Source organism: Sphingomonas sp. PP-CE-3A-406 (genome assembly GCF_003688625.1).
Lineage (GTDB): Bacteria > Pseudomonadota > Alphaproteobacteria > Sphingomonadales > Sphingomonadaceae > Sphingomonas.
Map to the genome: position 1 here is coordinate 409,569 of NZ_RCWY01000002.1, position 21,594 is coordinate 431,162.

General features: G+C 66.1%; 22 protein-coding genes and 1 tRNA gene. 7 read left to right on the plus strand and 16 right to left on the minus strand.

From position 1 onward, the window contains the following. Nucleotides 1-65 precede the first annotated feature (65 nt). Together C8J44_RS08375 and C8J44_RS08380 are read left to right on the plus strand one after the other, a co-directional pair. The gene (locus tag C8J44_RS08375; RefSeq protein ID WP_121904154.1) at nt 66-1,439 is read left to right on the plus strand and encodes a class II 3-deoxy-7-phosphoheptulonate synthase; all 1,374 of its coding nucleotides are present in this window, start codon (nt 66-68) and stop codon (nt 1,437-1,439) included. Between the two features lie 99 nt (nt 1,440-1,538). Beyond that, a tRNA-Glu gene (locus C8J44_RS08380) sits at nt 1,539-1,613 on the plus strand. A gap of 139 nt (nt 1,614-1,752) precedes the next feature. Here the strand turns inward: C8J44_RS08380 and C8J44_RS08385 are convergent. The 9 genes from C8J44_RS08385 to C8J44_RS08425 all read right to left on the minus strand — a co-directional run bounded on the left by C8J44_RS08385 (nt 1,753) and on the right by C8J44_RS08425 (nt 10,505). Next, nucleotides 1,753-3,432, minus strand: a complete 1,680-nt coding sequence (locus C8J44_RS08385) for a GMC family oxidoreductase (protein ID WP_121904155.1) — start codon at nt 3,430-3,432, stop codon at nt 1,753-1,755. Between the two features lie 67 nt (nt 3,433-3,499). Beyond that, nucleotides 3,500-4,333, minus strand: coding sequence for a sugar phosphate isomerase/epimerase (locus tag C8J44_RS08390; RefSeq protein ID WP_121904156.1), 834 nt, complete (start codon nt 4,331-4,333; stop codon nt 3,500-3,502). Continuing rightward, nucleotides 4,330-4,911, minus strand: a complete 582-nt coding sequence (locus C8J44_RS08395; protein WP_121904157.1) for a gluconate 2-dehydrogenase subunit 3 family protein — start codon at nt 4,909-4,911, stop codon at nt 4,330-4,332. The genes C8J44_RS08390 and C8J44_RS08395 overlap by 4 nt, the downstream gene beginning before the upstream one ends. Next, nucleotides 4,908-5,726 carry a DUF1080 domain-containing protein gene (locus C8J44_RS08400; RefSeq protein WP_259466781.1) on the minus strand — a complete coding sequence of 273 codons (819 nt, stop codon included), beginning with the start codon at nt 5,724-5,726 and terminating at the stop codon, nt 4,908-4,910. Before C8J44_RS08400 ends, C8J44_RS08395 begins: the two co-directional genes overlap by 4 nt. A gap of 11 nt (nt 5,727-5,737) precedes the next feature. Further along, the gene (locus C8J44_RS08405) at nt 5,738-6,661 is read right to left on the minus strand and encodes a hydroxypyruvate isomerase family protein (protein ID WP_121904158.1); all 924 of its coding nucleotides are present in this window, start codon (nt 6,659-6,661) and stop codon (nt 5,738-5,740) included. A 13-nt stretch (nt 6,662-6,674) separates the two neighbouring features. After that, nucleotides 6,675-7,061: a cytochrome c family protein gene (locus tag C8J44_RS08410; protein ID WP_121904159.1), complete on the minus strand. Its 387-nt coding sequence runs from the start codon at nt 7,059-7,061 to the stop codon at nt 6,675-6,677. Beyond that, complete coding sequence (locus C8J44_RS08415; RefSeq protein ID WP_220683101.1) at nt 7,058-8,203, minus strand: Gfo/Idh/MocA family protein; 1,146 nt, start codon at nt 8,201-8,203, stop codon at nt 7,058-7,060. Before C8J44_RS08415 ends, C8J44_RS08410 begins: the two co-directional genes overlap by 4 nt. After that, entirely contained in the window at nt 8,200-9,264 is a 1,065-nt protein-coding gene (locus tag C8J44_RS08420) for a sugar phosphate isomerase/epimerase (protein ID WP_121904160.1), read from the minus strand. Before C8J44_RS08420 ends, C8J44_RS08415 begins: the two co-directional genes overlap by 4 nt. Then, nucleotides 9,261-10,505 carry an MFS transporter gene (locus C8J44_RS08425; protein ID WP_121904161.1) on the minus strand — a complete coding sequence of 415 codons (1,245 nt, stop codon included), beginning with the start codon at nt 10,503-10,505 and terminating at the stop codon, nt 9,261-9,263. Before C8J44_RS08425 ends, C8J44_RS08420 begins: the two co-directional genes overlap by 4 nt. Before the next feature lie 131 nt (nt 10,506-10,636). On the opposite strand from C8J44_RS08425, the gene C8J44_RS08430 reads away from it, so the two are divergent. The 3 genes from C8J44_RS08430 to C8J44_RS08440 all read left to right on the plus strand — a co-directional run bounded on the left by C8J44_RS08430 (nt 10,637) and on the right by C8J44_RS08440 (nt 13,431). Next, nucleotides 10,637-11,641, plus strand: coding sequence for a LacI family DNA-binding transcriptional regulator (locus C8J44_RS08430; RefSeq protein WP_121904162.1), 1,005 nt, complete (start codon nt 10,637-10,639; stop codon nt 11,639-11,641). Nucleotides 11,642-11,912: 271 nt separating this feature from the next. After that, the gene (locus C8J44_RS08435) at nt 11,913-12,677 is read left to right on the plus strand and encodes an NUDIX domain-containing protein (RefSeq protein ID WP_121904163.1); all 765 of its coding nucleotides are present in this window, start codon (nt 11,913-11,915) and stop codon (nt 12,675-12,677) included. 4 nt (nt 12,678-12,681) lie between these two features. Then, complete coding sequence (locus C8J44_RS08440; RefSeq protein ID WP_121904164.1) at nt 12,682-13,431, plus strand: extensin family protein; 750 nt, start codon at nt 12,682-12,684, stop codon at nt 13,429-13,431. Between the two features lie 8 nt (nt 13,432-13,439). Here the strand turns inward: C8J44_RS08440 and C8J44_RS08445 are convergent, their stop codons facing one another. The 4 genes from C8J44_RS08445 to C8J44_RS08460 form a co-directional block, all read right to left on the minus strand. Next, the gene (locus C8J44_RS08445; RefSeq protein WP_121904165.1) at nt 13,440-13,994 is read right to left on the minus strand and encodes a hypothetical protein; all 555 of its coding nucleotides are present in this window, start codon (nt 13,992-13,994) and stop codon (nt 13,440-13,442) included. Nucleotides 13,995-14,230: 236 nt separating this feature from the next. Next, nucleotides 14,231-14,530 (minus strand): hypothetical protein, encoded by a 300-nt coding sequence (locus C8J44_RS08450; RefSeq protein WP_056051272.1) that lies wholly within the window; start codon nt 14,528-14,530, stop codon nt 14,231-14,233. 143 nt (nt 14,531-14,673) lie between these two features. Continuing rightward, nucleotides 14,674-15,465 (minus strand): transglutaminase family protein, encoded by a 792-nt coding sequence (locus C8J44_RS08455; RefSeq protein WP_121904166.1) that lies wholly within the window; start codon nt 15,463-15,465, stop codon nt 14,674-14,676. Between the two features lie 88 nt (nt 15,466-15,553). Next, nucleotides 15,554-16,303 carry a Bax inhibitor-1/YccA family protein gene (locus tag C8J44_RS08460; RefSeq protein WP_121904167.1) on the minus strand — a complete coding sequence of 250 codons (750 nt, stop codon included), beginning with the start codon at nt 16,301-16,303 and terminating at the stop codon, nt 15,554-15,556. Nucleotides 16,304-16,425: 122 nt separating this feature from the next. Here C8J44_RS08460 and thpR point away from each other — a divergent pair, with 122 nt between their 5' ends. Both thpR and C8J44_RS08470 read left to right on the plus strand, forming a co-directional pair. Then, a complete protein-coding gene (gene thpR, locus C8J44_RS08465; RefSeq protein ID WP_121904168.1) occupies nt 16,426-16,983 on the plus strand; it encodes an RNA 2',3'-cyclic phosphodiesterase in 558 nt (185 codons plus the stop codon). A 44-nt stretch (nt 16,984-17,027) separates the two neighbouring features. Then, a complete protein-coding gene (locus C8J44_RS08470) occupies nt 17,028-17,564 on the plus strand; it encodes a superoxide dismutase family protein (protein ID WP_056065335.1) in 537 nt (178 codons plus the stop codon). Nucleotides 17,565-17,813: 249 nt separating this feature from the next. On the opposite strand, the gene C8J44_RS08475 is transcribed toward C8J44_RS08470, so the two are convergent. The 3 genes from C8J44_RS08475 to C8J44_RS08485 form a co-directional block, all read right to left on the minus strand. Continuing rightward, entirely contained in the window at nt 17,814-19,415 is a 1,602-nt protein-coding gene (locus C8J44_RS08475) for an MFS transporter (protein WP_121904169.1), read from the minus strand. An 87-nt stretch (nt 19,416-19,502) separates the two neighbouring features. After that, nucleotides 19,503-20,303, minus strand: coding sequence for a hypothetical protein (locus C8J44_RS08480; protein ID WP_121904170.1), 801 nt, complete (start codon nt 20,301-20,303; stop codon nt 19,503-19,505). Continuing rightward, entirely contained in the window at nt 20,303-21,523 is a 1,221-nt protein-coding gene (locus C8J44_RS08485; RefSeq protein ID WP_121904650.1) for a TIGR04063 family PEP-CTERM/XrtA system glycosyltransferase, read from the minus strand. The genes C8J44_RS08480 and C8J44_RS08485 overlap by 1 nt, the downstream gene beginning before the upstream one ends. Nucleotides 21,524-21,594: the final 71 nt, after the last annotated feature.

A 21,594-nucleotide genomic window follows, 5' to 3' on the forward strand; every position in this document is an offset into this window, starting at 1 on the left:
TCATTGCGCGAAAAGGCATTTTCCCGCATGGCCAGCCCCACAATTCATCGATCGGACGACATGATATGGCCGCGAACTGGGCCCCCGACAGCTGGACGCGTCACGAAGCACGACAGCTCCCCACCTATCCCGACGCCGCAGCGCTGACCGCCGCGACCGACCAGCTGGCCACGTTTCCGCCGCTCGTCTTCGCCGGCGAAGCGCGCAACCTGACCGCGCAGCTCGCCGAAGTCGCCGCCGGCAAGGCATTCCTGCTCCAGGGTGGCGACTGCGCCGAGAGCTTCGCGGAGCATAGCGCGAACAACATCCGCGACACGTTCCGCGTCATCCTCCAGATGGCCGTCGTGCTCACCTACGCGTCGAAGCTGCCGGTCGTGAAGCTCGGCCGCATGGCGGGTCAGTTCGCCAAGCCGCGCTCGACCGACACCGAGACGATCGGCGGCGTCGAGCTGCCGTCGTACCGCGGCGACAACGTCAACGACATCGCCTTCACCGCGGAATCGCGTGCGCCAGATCCGCAGCGGATGATCCGCGCCTATTCGCAGTCGGCGGCGACGCTCAACCTGCTCCGCGCCTTTGCGCAAGGCGGCTACGCGAACCTGCATCAGGTCCACCGCTGGACCCACGACTTCATGGGTCGCAGCCCTTGGTCGAGGAAATACGCCGAGACCGCTGACCGGATCGGCGAGGCGCTCGAGTTCATGGCCGCCTGCGGGATCGATCCCGAGACCGTGCCGCAGCTCGCGCAGACGCATTTCTACACCAGCCACGAGGCGTTGCTGCTCCAGTACGAGCAGGCACTGACCCGGCAGGATTCGCTGACCGGCGACTGGTACGACACCAGCGCGCACTTCCTGTGGATCGGCGATCGCACGCGTTTCGAGGGCTCCAGCCACGTCGAATACCTGCGCGGCATCGGCAACCCGATCGGCATCAAGTGCGGCCCGAGTCTTGAGCCCGATGCGTTGCTGCGGATGCTCGACACGCTCAACCCCGGCCGCATCCCTGGCCGGATGACGCTGATCACGCGCTATGGCTATGACAAGATCGAGGCGAACCTGCCCCGTCTGGTCCGTGCCGTCACGCGCGAGGGCCATCCGGTGGTGTGGAGCTGCGACCCGATGCACGGCAACGTCGTCAAGGCCGCCAATGGCTACAAGACGCGGCCGTTCGATCGCATTCTCGCAGAAGTCCGCGGCTTTTTCGCGGTCCACCGCGCGGAAGGCACGCACGCCGGCGGCATCCATGCCGAGATGACCGGGCAGAACGTGACCGAATGCACCGGCGGCGCGATCGACGTGACCGAGCAGTCGCTAGCCGACCGCTATCACACCCATTGCGACCCCCGCCTCAACGCCAGCCAGAGCCTGGAGCTGGCCTTCCTACTGGCCGAGATGCTCAACGAGGAAATGGCCGAGCGCAAGAAGGCCGCTGCCTGATAAAACGGGTGTGTAACAAAACAGGTGGGCGTCGCACGAAAAGTCGGCAGGTGTCTTGACGCCTGCCGCCCCATTCCGTAGACGCCCGCATCTGCTAACGGCCCCTTCGTCTAGCGGTTAGGACGACGCCCTCTCACGGCGTAAGCACGAGTTCGATTCTCGTAGGGGTCACCAGCTGTTCTTGAGAACACGTAGCGCTGGAATATGCGCCATCGTTCAACATCCCAAAGTATATAATTAGCGGGCCAAGACTTCCGCAGCATAACGCATGCCGGTCCGCCTATTTTCCGGTCAGCTGCGTAACCCACCATCGCTAGGCGTTCAATTTTTTCTGGCGAACCGCATGATCCGCAGCGCGGGCGGTCAGCGCCATGAACGTCAGCGACGGGTTCACACAGGCGATCGAGGCCATCTGTGCCCCGTCGGTCACATAGAGGTTTGACGCGGCGTGTGCCTGGCTCCATTCGTTGAGCACCGAGGTGCGCGGGTCTCGACCCATGCGGGCGCCACCCATCTCGTGGATCGCGTCGCCGGGGACGTGCTCGCTTTCCGAACTCTTGACGTTGGTCAGGCCCGCCGCCTTCAGCATCGCCTCGCCCTGCGTCCGTGCGTCGGTCATCATCTTCAGTTCGTTCTCGCGGAAGCGGACGTCGAAGCGCATCAGGGGGACGCCGTACCGGTCGACCTTGTTCGCATGCAGCGAAACCTTGTTGTCGGCATAGGGCAGACATTCGCCGAACGCGCCCATGCTGAACCGCCACGGCGCGTATTTGCGCATGCCCTGTTTCATAGATGCGCCAAAGCCGACCGGCGCGGCGGGGTTGCGATAGGCGCTGCCCTGATAACCATAGCCACGCTTGAAGCCGACACCCTCGTCGCCGCCGATATTGCGAAAGCGGGGCACGTAGACGCCGCCCGGACGGCGACCGAATTCGATGAACTCCTCCATGCCGGGGATGTCGCCCTCGATCCCGACGCGGAAGATGTGGTCCATCACATAGCGCCCGAGCGTGCCGCTATCGTCGAAATAGCTGCGGTCGCTGCCCGGCGCGCGCGAGTTGAGCAGGATCTGCGTGGATGCGATCGCCGAGGCGCAGAGGAAGACAAGATCGGCGTTGGCCGTCTCCGCCTGGCCGGTCTTCGCATCGATGTAGCGGACGCCGGTAACCTTTTTCCGCGCCGCGTCGTAGACAAGGTTGGTGACGACCGAGTCCGATTTGAGCGTCAACCGTCCGGTAGCGCGTGCGGCCGGCAACGTCACTGCCTGGGTCGAGAAATAGGCGCCGAACGAACAGCCATTGCCGCACTGGTTGCGGAACTGGCACTTGGTCCGGTTCTGGTCGGGCTTGTCCTCGGTCATGTTGGACAGCCGCGTGTTGATCAGCTTCCGGCCCGGGAATTTGGTTTCGAGACCTTGCTTCAGCCATTTCTCGGCGACGTTCATCGGCATCGGCGGCTGAAATTCGCTGTCGGGGAGATGCGCGAGGTTCTCGCGCGAGCCCGATACGCCGATGTATTTCTCGACATAGCTGTACCACGGCGCGACATCGTCATAGCGGATCGGCCAATCGCCATCGATGCCGTCGCGCTTGTTTGCCTCGAAATCCTCAGGGCTCCAGCGGAAGCACCAGCGGCCCCAGATCAGCGACTTGCCGCCGACCGCGCCCGGCCGGATCCAGTAGAACTTGCTGCCTTCGTCATAAGCATAAGGGTTCAGCCGGTCGTCATTGTGGAACTCGCGGTTGCTGGGCTGGACATAGCCATGCTTGCCGATGAAATAATCGCTCTCCATCAACGCCTTGGGCATGATGTTGCGCGCGGGCACCTCGTAGGCGGGCTTGCCGTCATAGGTGTAGCCCTCGCCATGCTCTACCATCTTGCCTCGGTCGAGCATCAGGACGCGCAGGCCCTTCTCGGTCAATTCCTTGGCGGCAAAGCCACCACTTACGCCAGACCCTATGACGATCGCGTCGAACCTGTTGGTCTCGGCCATGATCTTCCTCTCCTACTACTTAGAAACGCACCCAATTAGAAACGCTGCCGGTCAGAAGCGCGGTCGGTCAGAAACGAAGCGCGCGCAACGTCCGGAAACTCGTGGTGATGTCGGGCAGATAGGGCGCGGGGGCCTCGTCGTTCTCGACGTAGAAATGCCGGACGCCGGCGCTGCCCTTCAGCTTGAACAGCGCGGCAAAATCGATCGTGCCCTGCCCGACCGCGGTCATGCTCCGATCGGGACGCATGTCCTTGACGTGGTAGGCGTAGATCCGCTGCGACAAGCGCTCGATCAGAGTCGCCAGGTTTTCACCAGCGTGCAGCGCCCAGTAGAGATCGAGCTCGAGCTTCACGAGCGTGGGGTCGGTTTCCTTGAGCAGCCGATCGTAGAGGCTGACGCCGCCCGGCTTGGTGGTGAACTCGAAATCGTGGTTGTGATAGGCGAAACCCAGCCCGGCCTTCTTCAGGTCGGTCGCGAACCGGTTGAAGTTCGGCAGCGCCGCGGTCCAGCCCGCCTCGTTACGATGCTCGTCGGTCATGTACGGCAGCACGACCGTGGTGGCGCCGAGCGTCTTGGCCATCGTCACCGACTGGTCGAACCGCTGGAGCAGCGCGTCATAGCCGATATGCACCGACGGCGCGGTCAGGCCGAGCTTGTCCATCGTCCGGCGCAGCATCGCGTGATCCATGCCGTCATAGCCGCCACCGCCGAACTCGACCTCGCGGTAGCCGATCTTGGCAACCTGCCCGAGTGTACCGACGGGGTCCTTCGAGAAGATGTCGCGGATCGTGTAGAGTTGCAGGCCGATCGCCTTCAACTGTGCCGCGGAGGCGGTCGGCACGAATGCGAGCGCGGCGACCGCGCCGGAGCCGGCAAGCAGGTTTCTACGGCTGAGGATCATGCGGAATACACCTTGTTGACCTGAGAATAGGGGAATGCGCCGTTATACTCGCCCGGCACCGGCAGATATTCGCGCTCCTGCGTCATGCCGATTTCCGACGTGTAGTAACCGGTGATGACGAGCTGGCGGAACGCCTCGAAGAAGACGCCGCCGGACGGGATCTGGTCGTTCATCGCCAGCGTGAGGAGCGCGTCGTGCTGTGCCGCAGTCGCCTTGGCGGCGGGGACCCTGTACTCCTTGAGGCTGCGCGCCTCGATCGCGTCGAGCCCGGCAAGGATCGGGACGCGGTCGACGGGTGCGGCCCAGTCGGCGAGCAGCTTTTCGATATAGGCCGGGACCCCTGCGGCGATCGCCCCTGGCGTATCGGTGGTCGGCAGCACGCGTTCGCTGAGCGCGGTCATGAGTGCGCGCTGGGGGGCGGTGAAGACCGCGGCGCTGGGCGGGCCTTCGCTGATGACAGGGATGCCGGCCGCGGCGCCCGGTGTTGCCGCGATCCCGGCGGCGCGTGCGATCGGCGCATACAAAGCCGTGCCGAACATTGCGACGACGCCAGCGAGGGCAGTTCTGCGGTCGATCATTTACCGTCCTTTCCAAGGTCCTGCGCGATCGCCGCTTCGGTCAGCGGGCGGACCCAGATGTTGCGGAACGACACCGGTGAATCGTGATCCTGGAGCTGGATCGGTGCGGCATCGGCGTGCGCGGTGTAGCTGGCCACCTTGCGCCAGATCGTGGTGCCGAGCATCGCCTGGTGATTCTGGACGAGCACGCCGTTGAGCAACGCGGTGACGTAAGCAGGGCGGAGCAGGCTGCCGTCGGCGGCGAAGCGGGGCCGCTCGAACACGATGTCGTAGGTCTGCCACTCGCCGGGACGCCGCGCGGCGTTCACCAGTGGCGGCTTCCAGCCATAGACCGCGCCGACGGTGCCATCGGCGTAGGTCGGATTCTGCGAGCCATCGAGGATCTGCAGTTCGTAGCGCTGCATGAACCAGATGCCGCTGTTGCCGCGATCCTGCGAGCTTTTCGTCGGCGGGTTGGGCGAGCGGAATTCGAGGTGCATCTGCACGTCGCCAAAACTCTGCTTCGAGACGAGGTTGTTCTCGCCGCCGCTTTTCGCGCGCGAGGGGATCGTCAGCGCACCGTTTGCGATCGGCCATGCGATGCGATCGGGCTTCCACGCGTCGAGCGAGCGGCCGTCGAACAGCACGACCGCGTCGGCGGGCGCACCGCCGGGGGTGGCGGCCGGCGCGACCACGGTCGGTGCGGGGCGGTCGGCGTCGTGGACGCGCCACTGGCCGCCGGGCAGCATCGGCGTGTCCTTGAAGCCGGGCTTGTCCTGTGCCGCGACCGGCCCCGCCAGCGCCACGATGATGCTCGCCAATAGCACCGTCTTCATCCCCATCCCCTTCATGCTGCGTCGATCTCGCGATAGGCAGCGATCAGGCGATCTTCGCCTGCGCGGCCTGCGATCGAATTGCCGTGTTCCATGCCGATCACGCCGGTGTAGCGTTGCGCCTTCAGCCACTTCACGACCGAGGCGAAGTTGATCTCGCCAGTCGAGGGCTCGTTGCGGCCCGGATTGTCGCCGAACTGGATATAGCCGATCTCGCTCCAGCAGGTCGCCAGCGTCGGGATCAGATTCCCCGACTGGATCTGCTCGTGATACAGGTCGGCGAGAATCTTCACCGCCGGGCTGTTGGCGCCGCGCGAGACCGCATAGCCCTGCGAGATCGTCTGCATGTAGACGCCGGGATGGTTGGTCCGCGTGTTGAGCGGCTCCATCACCATCGCCACGCCCGATGGCGCGACGATATCGCCCGCGCGGCGCATCACGTCGATGACGCGGGCGGTCTGGATATCCACCGGAACCTTCGGGTCCATGAACCCGGTGACGACGGTCATCCGCGTCGCATTCAGCCGCTTGGCGACGTCGAGCGACGCGCGGATGTCGGTGAGAAACGCCTCGCGCTCGGCGCCGTCATTGGCGCCGAGCAACGGCCGCGACTGGGACCATTTGGGCATGCTGGCGACGAACACGCCCATCGTCATGCCGCGCTGCGCCAGCGCCTTGGCCATCTGCTCCTGCTCGGCCACCGACCGCGTCGCCGCCTCGTTGTCCTCCCAAGCGGTGAAGCCCTGATCGGCGGCGTAGGCGATCTGCTCGATCCGTCCGCCGCGGCTGGCGAAGCTGCCCTCGTGGGGGGCGTAGCCGAGCGAAAAGCGCGCGGCGTTCGAGCTGCGGCGTTGCCCGGCGGCCATGCCGGGGACAAGCGATGCGGCGGCGCCTGCCGCGAGCCCAGCCCCGAGCAGATTTCTGCGGGAGAGCGTCATGCGACTATCACCATCATTTCGCGCCCTCCGCCTTGAGGTACGCGATGATCGCCGCGCGCTTGGCGGCATCGGGCGTCGCAATCGGCATCCGCGTGCCTGGCACCTTCTTCTGAGGGGCCGCGAGATATTCGTTGAGCGTCTGCTCGTCCCAGCGCAGTTTCGACGCCTTCATCGCGGCAGAGTAATTGAAGCCGGGCGTTGCCGCGGCAGCGCGGCCGACCACGCCGTACAGGTTCGGGCCGATGCCGTTGCGGCCGCCCTTAACGACGGTATGACAGGCGCGGCAGGCGGCGAACGCTGGCGGCGAGGCCACGGTCGACTGTGCCGTGGTCGGCACGGATATGGTGACCGCCGCAACCGCCGCGATGCTCCCCGCGACCAGGGCCATGAGCAACTTCATTCATTCTCTCCCGGATTTACTGAAGTCCATTTCTGGTCCGACGCAGCGTTGGCGATCACCGCTTCGATGAAGCGCATCGTCCGCAGGCCATCGACCACGCCCGGAAACCAACGGTCGTTGCCATCGCCGCGGATCGCTGAGGCGAATGCGCGGTAGAGGTTGGCGAAGGCCTCGATATAGCCCTCGGGATGCCCCGCCGGAGTCCGCACCAGCGTGGCGGTGGCGTCGAGCATGCCCGGACCGCCGGTCCGCACGCTCTCCGCGGGGCGGTCGAGCCAGCGCAGCGTCAGCGTGTTGGGCTCCATCTGCGACCAGTCCAGCCCGCCGCGTTCGCCGTGGATGCGCAGTCGCAACCCGTTCTCCTCGCCCGCCGCGACCTGGCTCGCCTTGAGCACGCCTCGCGCGCCGCCCTCGAACCGGAGCAGCGCGCTGACATCGTCGTCGAGCCGCCGGCCCTCGACATGCGTCGTGAGGTCCGCCGAGACCGATTGCACCGACAGGCCGGAGACATGCTCGGCGAGCTGGAACGCATGCGTGCCGATGTCGCCGAGACAGCCGCCGAGTCCCGCGCGGGCGGGATCGGTGCGCCATTCGGCCTGCTTGTTGCCGCCAGTATCGATCGGTTGGCTGAGCCAGCCTTGCAGGTATTCGACCTGGACCAACCGGATCGTACCAAGATCGCCGCGTTCTATCCGTGCGCGCGCCTCTTCGATCATCGGGTAGCCGCTATAGGTGAACGCCAGCGCGAAGTGGCGGCCGCTGACCTTGGCGGCGGCGGCGATTGCCTCGGCCTCGACGACGCTCATCGCCATCGGCTTTTCGCAGAAGACGTGGAAGCCAGCATCGAGTGCGGCGATCGCCATCGGCGCGTGGAGATGGTTCGGCGTAACGACCGCGAGCGCGTCGATGCGCTGGTCCGCGGGCAGCGTAACTTCGTGCGCGATCAGTGCATCGATCGATGGATAGACCCGTTGCGGATCCAGGCCGAGCAGCGCGCCGGTGCGCGTGTTGCGCCCACCATCGGTGCTGAACGCCCCCGCCACCAGGTCCCAGTCGCCGTCGAGCGCCGCCGCCATCCGGTGGACGGCGCCGATAAAGGCCCCCTCCCCGCCGCCGACCATGCCGAGACGAAGCCGGCTCATACCTGCCCCTCGGACAGTCCGAGCAGCTTGCGAATCGCGCTGCGATCGATGCCGCTGGCGGCGAAATCGTCGAACGGGCGTTCGGTCAGGCGGATGATGTGGTCGCGGATGAACGGCGCGCCTTCGCGGGCGCCGTCGTCGGACCGCTTCAGCGCGCACTCCCATTCGAGTACTGCCCAACCGTCATAGCCATATTGCGCCATCTTGCTGAAGATGGACGAGAAATCGACCTGCCCGTCGCCGAGCGAGCGGAACCGGCCGGCGCGGTCGACCCAGTTCTCGTAGCCGCCATAGACGCCGGTCCGCCCGTTCGGGTTGAACTCGGCATCCTTGACGTGAAAGCACGAGATCCGGTCGTGATAGCGGTCGATGAAGTCGAGATAGTCGAGCTGCTGCAACACGAAATGCGACGGATCGAACAGAAGGCGCGCGCGCGAATGGTTGTCGACGGCCGCCAGGAACCGCTCCCAGGTCGCGCCGTCATGGACGTCCTCGCCTGGATGGACCTCGAACGCGCAATCGACGCCCACCTCTTCGAACACGTCGAGGATCGGAGTCCAGCGCCGCGCGAGTTCGGCGAACGCTTCCTCGATCAGTCCGGCGGGACGTTGCGGCCACGGATACACGTACGGCCATGCCAGTGCGCCGGAGAAGGTGGCGTGCGCGGACAGGCCCAGATTGGCGCTGGCGCGCGCGGCGAGCTTGACCTGTTCGACCGCCCAGAGCTGGCGCTCGGCGGGCTTGCCGTGGACCTCGGGGGGCGCGAAGCCGTCGAACAGCGTGTCGTACGCCGGGTGAACCGCGACCAGCTGGCCTTGCAGATGCGTCGACAGTTCGGTGACCTCGATGCCGCGCTTGGCAAGGCTACCGCGAAGGTCGTCGCAATAGGTCTTGCTCTCGGCGGCGAGCTTAAGGTCGATCAGTTGCGCGTTGCAGGGGATCTGGACGCCGACATAGCCGAGCCCCGCCGCCCATTCCGCCAGACCGTCTAGCGTGTCGAAAGGGGCTTCGTCGCCAAGGAACTGGGCGAGGAATATCCCGGGGCCCTTCATACCGGTCATGCTGCACTCTTTCTGGTGTCGTCGCGGAAGGTGAACTGGAACAGCAGCGCGATCACCGCGGCCGCGATGGCGGGATACCACCACATATGCTGCCAGTCGGCGATGGTCGGCGATGCGGGCAGCTGCGCGTACAAGAGCGCGCCGATCTGCGACCCGAGCAGCATCCCGACGCCGTAGGTGAACAGCGTCAGCATGCCCTGCGCCTGCGCGTTCACACCCTTCGGCGTGGCGATCGTGCCGGTGTAGATCGCGCCGGCGACGAAGAAGAAATCATAGCATACGCCGTGCAGCGCGACGCCGAGATACACCGCCCAGATCGACGAACCGCCATCGCCGATCGCGAACAGCGCATACCGCAGCGCCCATGCCGCCATGCCGACCAGCAGCAACGGCTTCACGCCGAACCGGCGGTACAGCCACGGCATCGAGAACATGAACACCAGCTCGGACATCTGCCCGATCGCGAGCGTGCCGCCGACGTTGCTGATCCCGGTCGCGCCGACATAGGGCGAGGCATAGGCGTAATACATCGCCAGCGGGATCGAGATCAGCGTCGCGCAGGTCATGAAGATCAGGAACGAGCGCTGCTTGAGCAACCCGAACGCCTCGACGCACAACACCTGGCGAAGCACGCTCTCGTCGCGCGGCGCGTCTGCCGTCACATTCGGCAACGTGAAACTGTAGAGGCCCAGCGCGATCGAGACGACCGCCGCAACGCGGAAGATCTCGGGGCTTGCGGACAGCCCTGCCCAGCCGATGATCAGCCCGGCGGTGATCCAGCCGAGCGTGCCAAACGCGCGGACGAACGGGAACTTGTCGGTCCGCTCGCCGAAGCTCTTCAGCGCGATTGTGTTCGCGAGGCCGACCGTCGGCATGTAGAGGATCATGTAGCAGAGCAGCAGCCAGACGAAGGTCCGGCCATTCTCGGGTGTGACCAGCGCCGGGAGCAGGAACAGCAGCACGCCGCCGATCAGGTGCAGGATCACCATCAGCATCCGCGGGGCGACGTAGCGCGCCGCCGCCATGCCGAGCAGGAACGAGCCGACGATCGACGCGATCGGGCCGACCGAAAAGGCGTTGCCGATGAGGTTGCCGATGCCGACCGTCTGCATGACGAGGCCGAGGGTTACGGTCCAGGCGCCCCAGACGAAGAACTGCATGAACATCATCGCGCTCAGGCGGCCGGTCAGCATCCCACCGACGGCGGGCGCGGCCTGAAATCCATCGTTCGTCACGGCCATTCGCCACCTCTCCGATCGCAGTTTTCCTGCTTGTCGGACACGAGGCTACGGAGGCGTGAAACGAATGTAAAGGATTACATCGGATATATATATATATCGACACTGCCCCAAACCGGATCCATGACGAACCGATGCCGACGATCATCGAAGTGGCCGCACTCGCGGGCGTCTCCACCGCCACCGTGTCGCGCGTGCTGAGCCGCCCCGAACAGGTGTCCGAGGAAACGCGGCGGCGGGTGCTCGCGGTCGTCCGCGAGTCGGGGTACGCGCCCAATGTCGCCGCGCGCAGCCTGCGCACGTTGCGCGCGGCAAAGATCCTGCTGACCGTCCCCGACATCTCGAACGCGTTCTTCGCCAGCGTCATCCGCGGCGCGGAGGAGGCGGCGCGAGACGCGGGGTATTCGGTCGTCGTCGGCGACACGCGGCACGATCCAGACGTCGAGGATCAGTACGCCGATATGCTCTCGCGCCGCGAAGTCGACGGGCTGATCTTCCTCGGCCACCGCCTGCCCGCCAGCCTTGCCCCGCTGCTGGCGCGTAAGGGGACCGCTGCGCCGATCGTCAACGGCTGCGAATACAGCCCCGATCTCGGCGTCCCCAGCGTCCATATCGACAACGCGGCAGCGAGCGCCGACGCGATCGAGCATCTGATCCGCCTCGGCCACCGCAGGATCGGCGTCGTCACCGGCCCGGAGATCAGCCCGATCAGCCGCGACCGCCTCGCCGGCGCGATCGATGCTGCAACCCGCGCGGACCTGCGCGACAGCCTGCACGTCCGCATCGGCGACTATTCCGCCGGGTCGGCGGTCGACCAGACCCGCGATCTGCTCGCGCAGGACGTAACCGCGATCTTCTGCTTCAGCGACGAGATGGCGATGGGCGCGCTCAGCGTGATCAGCGACGCGGGTCTATCCTGCCCGAATGACGTCTCGGTCATCGGCTTCGACGACCTGCCGCTCGCGCGCTACTTCCAGCCGCCGCTGACCACCATCGCCCAGCCCAAGGGCATGATCGGGCGCCGCACGGTCGAACTGCTCGTCGACATCCTGCGCGGCGTCGACGGCCCTCCGCAGCAAGTCACGCTCCATCACGAACTCGTGGTGAGGAAAAGCACCGCGGCACTTCGCCCTCGATGACCGAAACCGACGACAGATTGTATGCCAGAGACTGACCGTCACTTTCTCCTTCGCGTGACGCCCGCTGCGTCCCTAAATCAAAGCTCGACCGAACCGGCTCGGGCTATCGGCTGTGGCTCCGCCAACGCTAGGGGCGCCCCGGCTGAGCGTAGATCCGCCCGAGATTTACAAACGTTCGAGCCTTCGGTGTCCTGAACCCCGCCGATCGAGACCGATCGGCCAACTTTGCGCATGCGCTACCGGACCGGCCGTTCGCGAGGTATCGCGGGCCATGCGCGAATCAAACCCGACGCCCCCGATCCCTGCAGCGACGTTGATCGTGTTCCGCGAAGCATTGGTAGGGCCACCCCAGATCCTGATGGTCGAGCGCGCGAAGGCGATGGCGTTCGCGGGCGGCGCGCTCGTGTTTCCGGGCGGGCGGGTCGATCCCGGCGATCATGCGCTGGCGAGGTTGCTGGGGCGTCCCGACGCCGATACTGCCGCGCGGATCGCCGCGATCCGCGAGACAATCGAGGAAGTCGGACTGGCGATCGGCCTGTCGCCGGCACCATCGGCATCGACGCTCGCGACGCTCAGGGCCGCCTTGCACGCGGGGTTCCCCTTCGCGCAGGTGCTAGCGGAGGAGGAGACGCGGGTCGACGTCGATGCGCTCGAGTATTTCGCGCGATGGCTGCCCGCGCACGCCGCCGTGCGGATCTTCGACACGCGCTTCTATTTTTCCCGCCTGCCAGCCGGTGCGCCCGCACCCCGCGTCGACGCAACAGAGAATGTCCGCCTGTTTTGGTCCACCGCCGCCGACGTGTTGGCGGACGCCGATGCAGGCCGGACCACGATCATCTTCCCGACTCGTCGCAATCTCGAACGGCTGGCGCAATTCGCCGATGTCGAGGCGGCAATTGCGCAGGCGCGGAGGCACCCGGTTCGCACGATCACGCCGTGGATCGAGACGCGCGACGGCGTCGATCATCTCTGCATTCCCGACGATCTCGGCTATCCCGTGACCGTGGAGCGGCTCAGCGACGCGGTCCGCGGCTGATCGCATGCGCGCGCTTCGTCGCACGATCGGCGGGCTTACGGGGCTCGCATTGCTGGTCGCGCTCAGCCTCGTGCTGTGGGCCAATCTGCGTGGGCGACCGGAGGATCTGCCGTGGACCCCGCTCGATCTCGGCCAACCGATCGGCGCTTTCACCGGCGGCAAGCTGACGGCGCTGACCCGAGATTTTCCGGCGTGCCGGGCGCTCCTCGACCAGGCCGGCGTGTCCTATGCGGTCCTGCCGCCCCGTCGGGATGGGGACCGATGCGGCTATGCCAATGGGGTTCGCCTAGTCGAAGATCCCCGCACGGCAGATGGCAATGTTCGGCGGATCGCGTTCATCCCGGCGGGATTGCGCCTATCCTGCCCGGTCGCGGCGGCGCTAGCGATGTGGGAGTGGAATGTCGTGCAGCCTGCCGCACAGCGGCATTTTGGCGCCCAAGTCGCGCGGATCGATCATCTCGGCAGCTATAGTTGCCGCCGCATCTTGGGCAGCGGCGCGACCGGCTGGAGCGAGCATTCGACCGCGGACGCCGTCGACATCGCGGGGTTTCGGCTCAGCAACGGCACGCGCATCACGATCGCGCGCGATTGGCGGGGCGACACGGCGAAAGCGGCGTTTCTCCACGACGTACGCGACGGCGCATGCACGCTGTTCGCGACGACATTATCCCCCGATTACAATCCCGCACATGCCGACCATCTCCACCTCGACCAGGCCGAACGCGGATCGATCGGCTGGCGCGCGTGTCGTTAGACCTGCGATCAGTTTGCCAGCGTCGTCCCCGAATCGACCTTCTCCACCCAATATGGAAAGAACGCGGGTTGACGGTTCGACCAGCCCGACGCGGTCGCCGCGGCTTCGCTGATCGACTGGAGCAATTTTCGCCGGAGTTCGGGATGCAGATGCGGCAGCGCGGCGGCAGCGCAGAACGCGGACGGCAGCCACGGCCGAACCTCCGCCCCAATCAGCCGCTCGTACAGGAAGCGCAACGCGGAAAAGCTTGTCAACCGCCCCTGCCCCAGATCGAACGCGACGAGGGTCATCAGCGGAGCGAGGAAAGGCTCGATCGCGTCGAGACCGCTGTCGTCGGGCACCATGATGCGAAGATCGGGCAGCGCATTGTAGAGTCTCGCCTGGGCGCGGATGCTTGCCGCCTCGACGACATCGCGCGACCACCGCTCGGTCGCGTCGTCGCGGTCCAGCCCGACATCCAGAGACCGTCGGATGTAGCGCTGCGCAGCGCTCGGAAAAGCCGCGAATTCCTTCATCTCGGCGAGGGTCATCGACCCCTGTGCCGGTTTCATTCTGGAAGCCATGTCGTCACCCCGCTCTCGTCAAGGAACCGGCAGACTATGCGCTCGGATGGTTAACAACGACCCTATCGCGCGTCATCTTTCCGTAACACCAAGCGACCATGAAAGCTGTTGCGCTGCAACAAGGCTGCGACGAACCGAACGAAACTAAGCGATTTGATCGTCTTGCGAGGCGTTTGGGCAACAAAAAAGCGCCGGTCGTTGCCGACCGACGCCCGTTCGTTGAGCAGATGCCAGGGTTACGCCTGCTTTTCGCGCAGCGCCCGCTCGGCATCCTCGTCATAGCCCGACGACTTTGCCGGCTCGGTGCCAGACCCCGGCTGCGTCGCCGAAATCGGATCGCTGCCGTCCATCGACTCGTCGAGCCCGTTGTCGAGACGCGCGTCGGCGCTGTCGGGGTTTTTCTGCAGGCGCTTGCCTATCGACTTGTCCTGGCCCGCTTCCTGGCGCGGATCGCGACCCGAACTCTTGCCCTCGGCATCCTTGTCGTCGGGCGCTACGGACAGGCTATCCAGCGCGCTCTTGTCTATGTCGGTCATTGCGACGTCCCTTTTTAATCTTGGCGATGACCAACGGTCGAAGTGGCGGAGCGTTCCTGCCCAGGCCCACAACCGTCATCCTGACGAAAGTCAGGACCCACGGTAACGGGGGAAGCGCTTGTGGCTCTGGGTCCTGACTTTCGTCAGGATGACGGAGAGTCGAGCGGTGTCACCTTGACCGTCTGCTCCCACAGATACGCCTGCCCGAACACCGTCATAAACGCGATATCGGTCGCATCGCGCCCTACGCAGACCCGTGCGATATCGCTGCACGTCGCCATCCTGGTCGCATCGATCAGCCGCCAGTCGCCCGCCAGCCACAACTCCGCGACCGCATGGAAGTCCGGCGGATCGACACCCGGCGCATAGGCGGACACGCACCGCGCCGGGATTCCGCCCGCCCGCGCAAGCGACACCAGCAGGTGCGAATAATCCCGGCACACGCCCGAGCGCGATGCGAAGGTATCGAGCGCGGTCGTCTCGCCGCTGCTCGATCCACAGCGATAATCGAGCGACTGGTACACCCATTCGGTCAACGCCGCCGCCAGCGGACCGCCCTCCAGCCCGCCGAACTCGCGCGCGACGAAGCCTTCGAACCGGTCGGAGGGGCAATAGCGGCTCGGCATCAGATACGGCGTCAGTTCCCCGTCGAGCATCCGTGGCGGGGTTGCCGGATACAGCTCGAGCTGGACGCGTTCGCGCTTGACCGCCACGATCGCCCTATATTCCGCCGTGAACCGCCCATGCCCGCGCGACCAACAACGCTGGCCGATCCCGTCTTCGCCGCGCACGGCCCGGATCGGACTGTCGGACCACAGCGTCAGCGATTCGGACTCGATTGTCTGGTCGGCCATCGCCGCCGCTTCGATCTGGAGGAGCACGTCGGCGTCCCCGGTGATCCCGTAATCCAGACGCACGTCGATCGAGAGCCGCATTGCGCGTCCCATTCCTGTCCCGAGGCCAAAAGAAAAGGGCCCGGCGGTGTCCCGCCGAGCCCTGCGTTCGTCACACCCTTAGCGGGCGTTAGTTGCGGCTGCTACCAAACAGACGCAGCACGAACATGAACATGTTGATGAAGTCGAGGTACAGGCTCAGCGCGGCCATGATTACGACCTTGCCGACCATGTCGGTGCCGGCAACCTGCGCATACAGGCTCTTGGTACGCTGCGTGTCGTAGGCGGTGAGGCCCGCGAACAGCAGCACGCCGACGCCGCTGATGACCAGCTGCATCACGCCCGACTGCAGGAACATGTTGATCAGGCTCGCGACCAGCAGGCCGACGACACCGATGATCAGGAACGTCCCGAACGCCGACAGGTCGCGCTTGGTGGTGTAGCCGTACAGGCTGAGACCAGCGAAACCGGCTGCGGTGGCGAAGAACGCACCCGCGATCGACGTGCCGCTATAGACCAGGAAGATGGTCGACATCGACAAGCCCATCAGGACGGCAAAGCCCCAGAAGAGCATCTGCATCGTGCCGGTCGACATCTTGTTCTGGCCGTAGCTCATGCCGAACACGATCGCGAGCGGCGAGAACATGATGACGTACTTCAGGATGCCTCCGCTCATGAACACCTGTGCAGCAGGCGACTCTGCGCCGCCCATCGCGAACAGCATCGCGACGATGCCCGTCAGCAGGACAGCCGAGCCCATGTAGTTATACACGGACAGCATGTACGACCGGAGACCAGCGTCATAGGCCTCGGTACGCTGGCCCGTGGCCGTCGTTCCGAACGGCGCGGCGCGGGGCCGGGGGTCAGACCAATTAGCCATTGTGAAATCAGCTCCTTTGTCCGGCATGGTGCCGGTTACGGTGAATATCGTCTTTTACAGGACGCTTTTCAAGCAGAGTGGTTGCATCGGCATGGTGGTTCGCGGTTAACCTGCCGCAATCCATGATCCGCCTTTTCGTCGCCCTTCGCCCGCCACCCGCTATCCGTCAGAGCTTGCTCGACATTATGGAGGGCGTGCCGTCCGCGCGCTGGCAGGACGAGGAACAGCTGCACGTGACGCTCCGCTTCATCGGCGAGGTCGAACGACCGGTCGCCGAGGACGTCGCGGTCGCTTTGAGCCAGATCGTCGCGCCGGTCCCGAGCGTTGCGCTCACCGGAGTCGGCCGCTTCGAGAAGCGCGGACGAACCGACACGCTCTGGGCCGGCGTGACGCCGCACGACGCGCTCGCCGCGCTTCACCGTAAGGTCGACCAGGCATGTGTTCGGGCCGGCCTCCCGCCCGAACACCGCGCGTATCTCCCGCACATCACGGTCGCGCGGCTGGCGCGGTCGGCCGGGGTCGGGTTCGCGATCGAGGACTGGCTCGCGACGCATGCCGCACTGTCGAGCGCGCCCTTCCCGCTACCCCATCTCGTGCTGTACCAGAGCCATCTCGGCCGCGACGGCGCAACGTACGAACCAGTCGCGCGCTGGGCGCTCGATACCGGGGGTGGAACCTGAGGCACGGCGAAGGGTTCGCCAAGAGATCAACAGGGAGAGACACTATGCGGATTGCGACACTGGCACTGCTAGGCGCGGCGACGATCGGGCTGACCGCCTGCGAGAAGACTGGAATGGAGACCGGCGCACCAGTCGCAGGGGGCCAGCGCGCCACCGCGACGCTCCAGACCGCGACCGGCACCGACGTCGGCCGCGCTACCGCCACCGAAGTCGCGGGCGGCCTCCGCTTCACGCTCGACGCCAAGGCGATGCCCCCTGGCACGCACGGCGCGCACATCCATATGGTCGGCCGCTGCGACGCCCCCGACTTCACGACCGCGGGCGGCCACTGGAACCCGACCGGCATGAAGCACGGCAGCATGAACCCGCAGGGTCCTCACGAAGGCGACCTGCCCAACCTCATCATCGGCACCGATGGACGCGGCACGATCGGCATCACGATCCCCGGCGCGACGATGGCGGGGCTGATGGACACGGACGGCTCGGCGTTCGTGGTGCATGCGGGTCCCGACGACATGATGACCGACCCGGCCGGCAACAGCGGCGGGCGGATCGCCTGCGGGGTGTTCCAGGCGGGGTGAGTGCGTGGCCCCTCCTACGTGTCGGGAGGGGCGCATTCGCCTGCACAACGTCCGTTCGTGCTGAGTAGAGACCGAGTAACTTAAAAGAAGCGTATCGAGGGCTCGTATCGAAGCACATTTCTTGCGCACCGACCTACCTACTCCCCGTTCGCCCTGAGCGAAGTCGAAGGGCATGCCCCAAGCGTAGGTACTTCGACATCGCTCAGCACGAACGGAATAGGGTGGCCGGGATAGGGTCAACAGGAGCGGTTAAACCGTCTCCCCCGCCGCCCGAGCCCTAGCCTCTCGCGTAGCCTCGGCCCGAGGCGCCAGCCGGTACGCAGCAACCGCACACGCCAGCGTGATCGGCGTCACCACCAGCAACGACAGCATCCCGATCGACAGGCTCCCGGTCAGCGTCGACACCCGCCCCGCCATATACGGCCCCAGCGCCAACCCGATCAGCGTCGTCCCAATGAAGAACGTCGCCGTAGCCGTCCCCCGCATCCGCGGCAACACCATGTCCTGCGTGGTCGCCGCCGCCGCCCCCAGCGCACACGATGCCGTCAACTGCGCCAGGAAGATCCCCGCATAGAACGCGACCGGCGACGACGCGGTGAAGGCGAGGATCAGGAACGGCACCGGCACTACCGCGCCGAAGATCACCACCCACAACCGCCCCGCCGGATTACCCTGCCGCAACCGATCCGACACCACGCCGCCGATCGTCAGCCCCAGGAACCCAGCGGTCGCGCCAAGGCTGCCGATCATGAACCCCGCCGACGCCGGCGTCGCACCCAGTTCGCGCAACGCATAGGGCGCCGCCCAGAAACTCGCCGCATAGCTCAGGAACGCGTTCAGCCCATACGCCACGACCGTACACAGGAACGCCGGCGTCCCGACGATCAGCGCGAAGGTCGGCGGATCGCGCCGCTTCAGCGCTGACGCCCAAGAGAACACCGCATATACGCCGATCCCGATCGCCACCCATTGCGGCCAGGGCTCGCCCGCCGCGACCAGCCCCGACACCGCCGCGACCACCGCCGCAAGCGCAACCAGATTATACCCGAGCGCCCGCGCTCCCCCCATCGCCGCGCCGATCAACGTCAGCGGCGGCACGATCGTCACCAGTTCGGCCCCGAACGCGCGAAACGGCGCCGGATGCTTCTCCGGCTCGGGCAGCCCCTCGACCAGCCCGCGGATCGGCTCTTTCAACGTCGCGATCCAGACGGCGAGCAACAGCCCAGGCACGCCGACCGCCATGAACGCCGCCTGCCAGCCGACCAGCCCGAGCGGCCCGCCGCCGGGATAGGCCTTGTTCCAGCCCTGCACGATCAGCCCGCCGATGAACAACGAACAGCCGCCGCCGACGTACAGCCCCGCAGAATAGATCGACAACGCGGTAGCCCGCAGCCGCTTCGGGAAATAATCGGAGATGATCGAATACGCCGAAGGACTAGCGGTAGCCTCGCCGATCCCGACGCCAATCCGCGCGGCGGCAAGATGCCCGCCGGTCTTCGAAAAGCCCGACAGCGCGGTCATCACCGACCACAGCGACAACCCGATCGTCATCAGCCGGACACGGTGCCAATTGTCCGCCAACCGCCCGAGCGGGATTCCGAACAGCGAATAGAACACGCCGAATGCGGTGCCGTACAGGAATCCCAGATCCTGATCCTTCAGCCCCAGGTCGCGCTTGATGTCCTCCGCCAGGATCGAGATGATCTGCCGGTCGACGAAGTTCAGCACATAGACCAGGAACAGGACCGACAGCACATACCAGGCGTAGCGCGATGCGCCCTGTTCGGAGGACGGGACGACGCCCGAGCTATCGCCCGATCGGTCAGCAAGCTCGTCTATAGTCGCTGCCATGATCCCTCCTCGATGTTTTCGAAGCTTGGGTATCAGAGCTCACCAGATAGAAAAAGCGGTTTCGAATATATAGGGTACGCCCAGCCCTCAGTGCGCGCCGAGCCGCCGCCGACGGCTGGCGCCCTGCTCCAGGCGGCGCAACAAGGTCTCGATCGTTTGCGGCTGCGCCGCCTCGTTGGGGGACGCGGTCGGCTCGGCCGGGGCCGTCGCCGGCGCGACGACGGTCGGCTCCGGCGTTGGCAGTTCGGTATCGGCGTGCGCTTTCGCTACAGGCGCGTCCGACGGCTCGATCGTCGTCACAGGATCGCTGCTGCCGGCTACAGCCCTTCTGCTCGGAGTGACGCCCTCCGTCGCGTTCAATGAGATATGGATCAGCGACGACACCCGTCGAGCCGGCGCCATCGGTGTAGGCAAGATCGCCGTCGGATCGAACGCCGCCAGTGGAAGGTCGAGATCGACCGGAATGCCGCGCTCGTTGCGGGCAGCGCCGACGCCGACCTCCATCATCGGCGTGCCGAGATCGGCGGCCGACATCGGTTTGCGCGGCGGTGCGTCGGGATGCGCATCGGCGCGACGAACCACGGGCAGATCATCGTCGCGTCGCGGCCGCCGGACGAGCAGACCGCCAGGCCCGACCAACAGGAACAGCGACGACCACAGCAGTGCCGCGGCCAGCATGCCACCGCCCAAGGCCAGCAACAGGCGCGCCGTCATGCCGAGCGGCGGTGCGGCGGCCGGGATCAACGACGCAACCCCGGTGGTCCAAACCAGGCCTTCGAGGGTGGTGGTCGGCGACAGGAAGACGCCGCCCGCGACGATCACCGCGCCGACGACCGCGCCGTAGACGGGGACCGAACGGATCAGGCGTTGGCGGAGGAATGCGACCATCAATTTTCCCGTGCCGCGGCTGAAACGAGCCGCTGATAGACAGGTGCATAGCGTAGAATGTTTGACGACCAGTTACGCTCCGCCTGCACGAAGGCGCGGCCCTGTGCCCGCCGCGCGTCCCAACCCGTGCGATCGTCGAACATCGCACCCAGTGCCGCGGCGATCGCGGCGGGATCGTCGGGCGCGAACAGTGTGCCGGTATCGCTCGCCTTGCCCTCGGCGCGGATCAGTTCGCGGTGACCGCCAACGTCCGACGCCGCCACGAGCCGCCCTTGCGCCATCGCCTCGAGCGGTTTCAGCGGCGTGACCAGGTCGGTCAGCCGCATCCGTTTGCGCGGATAGGCGAGGATGTCGACCAGCCCGTAATAGCGCTCGACCGCGTCGTGCGGGACGCGGCCGATGAAGCGGATCGCGTCCGCCACCGGCGATGCCCCCGCCTGCGCGCGCAACGCCGCCTCCATCGGGCCACCGCCGACCATCAACAGGCGTGCGCTCGGACGCCGCGCGACCAGCATCGGCATCGCCGCGATCAGGTCGTCCAGTCCCTCGTAATCGTAGAAGCTGCCGATGAACCCAATCACGTCCGCGCCATCGAGCCCCAGTTCCGCGCCGAGCGCATCGTCGCGTGGCGGGGCGGTCCCGAACAGGTCGAGATCGACGCCATTGGGCGACACGATGATCTTGTCCGCCGCGATCCCGCGCTCGACCAGGTCGCCGCGCAGACCCTCGCAGATCACCGCCACCGCATCCGCGCGCCGCACCGCCCACGTCTCGAGCGCGCGCGTCGCCCGGTAGCGCAGCGACGTCGCCGTACCGGTTCCGTTGCCGACCGCCGCATCCTCCCAGAACGCACGGATCTCATACACCAGCGGCAGTTTCCGCTTGCGCGCGACGATCAGCGCGGCGAGCGCATCGATCACCGGCGAATGCGCGTGGAGGATGTCGGGCTTGAAGGCATCGACCGCGGCCTCGATGCGCCGGGCAAATGCGGCGATCCCAGCGACCTCGCCGATCGGGCCGGACGTCAGCGCCGCTGGCGTGCGATGAAAGGTCAACCCGTCGACCGACTCGACCGACGCCGGCGCGTCGCCGTGCCGCGGCCCGGTCACCGCCGCGACGGTCCACCCCAGCCCCTCCTGCGCCTTGAGGATCGCCCGCGTGCGGAACGTATAGCCGCTCTGCAAAGGCAGGCCGTGATCGAGGATATGAAGAATGCGCATCGTGCTATCCGCTTGCCACCACATCGCTTAACGGCGCGTCAACCGACCCGACCTAAAGCTGTCGGTCCTAG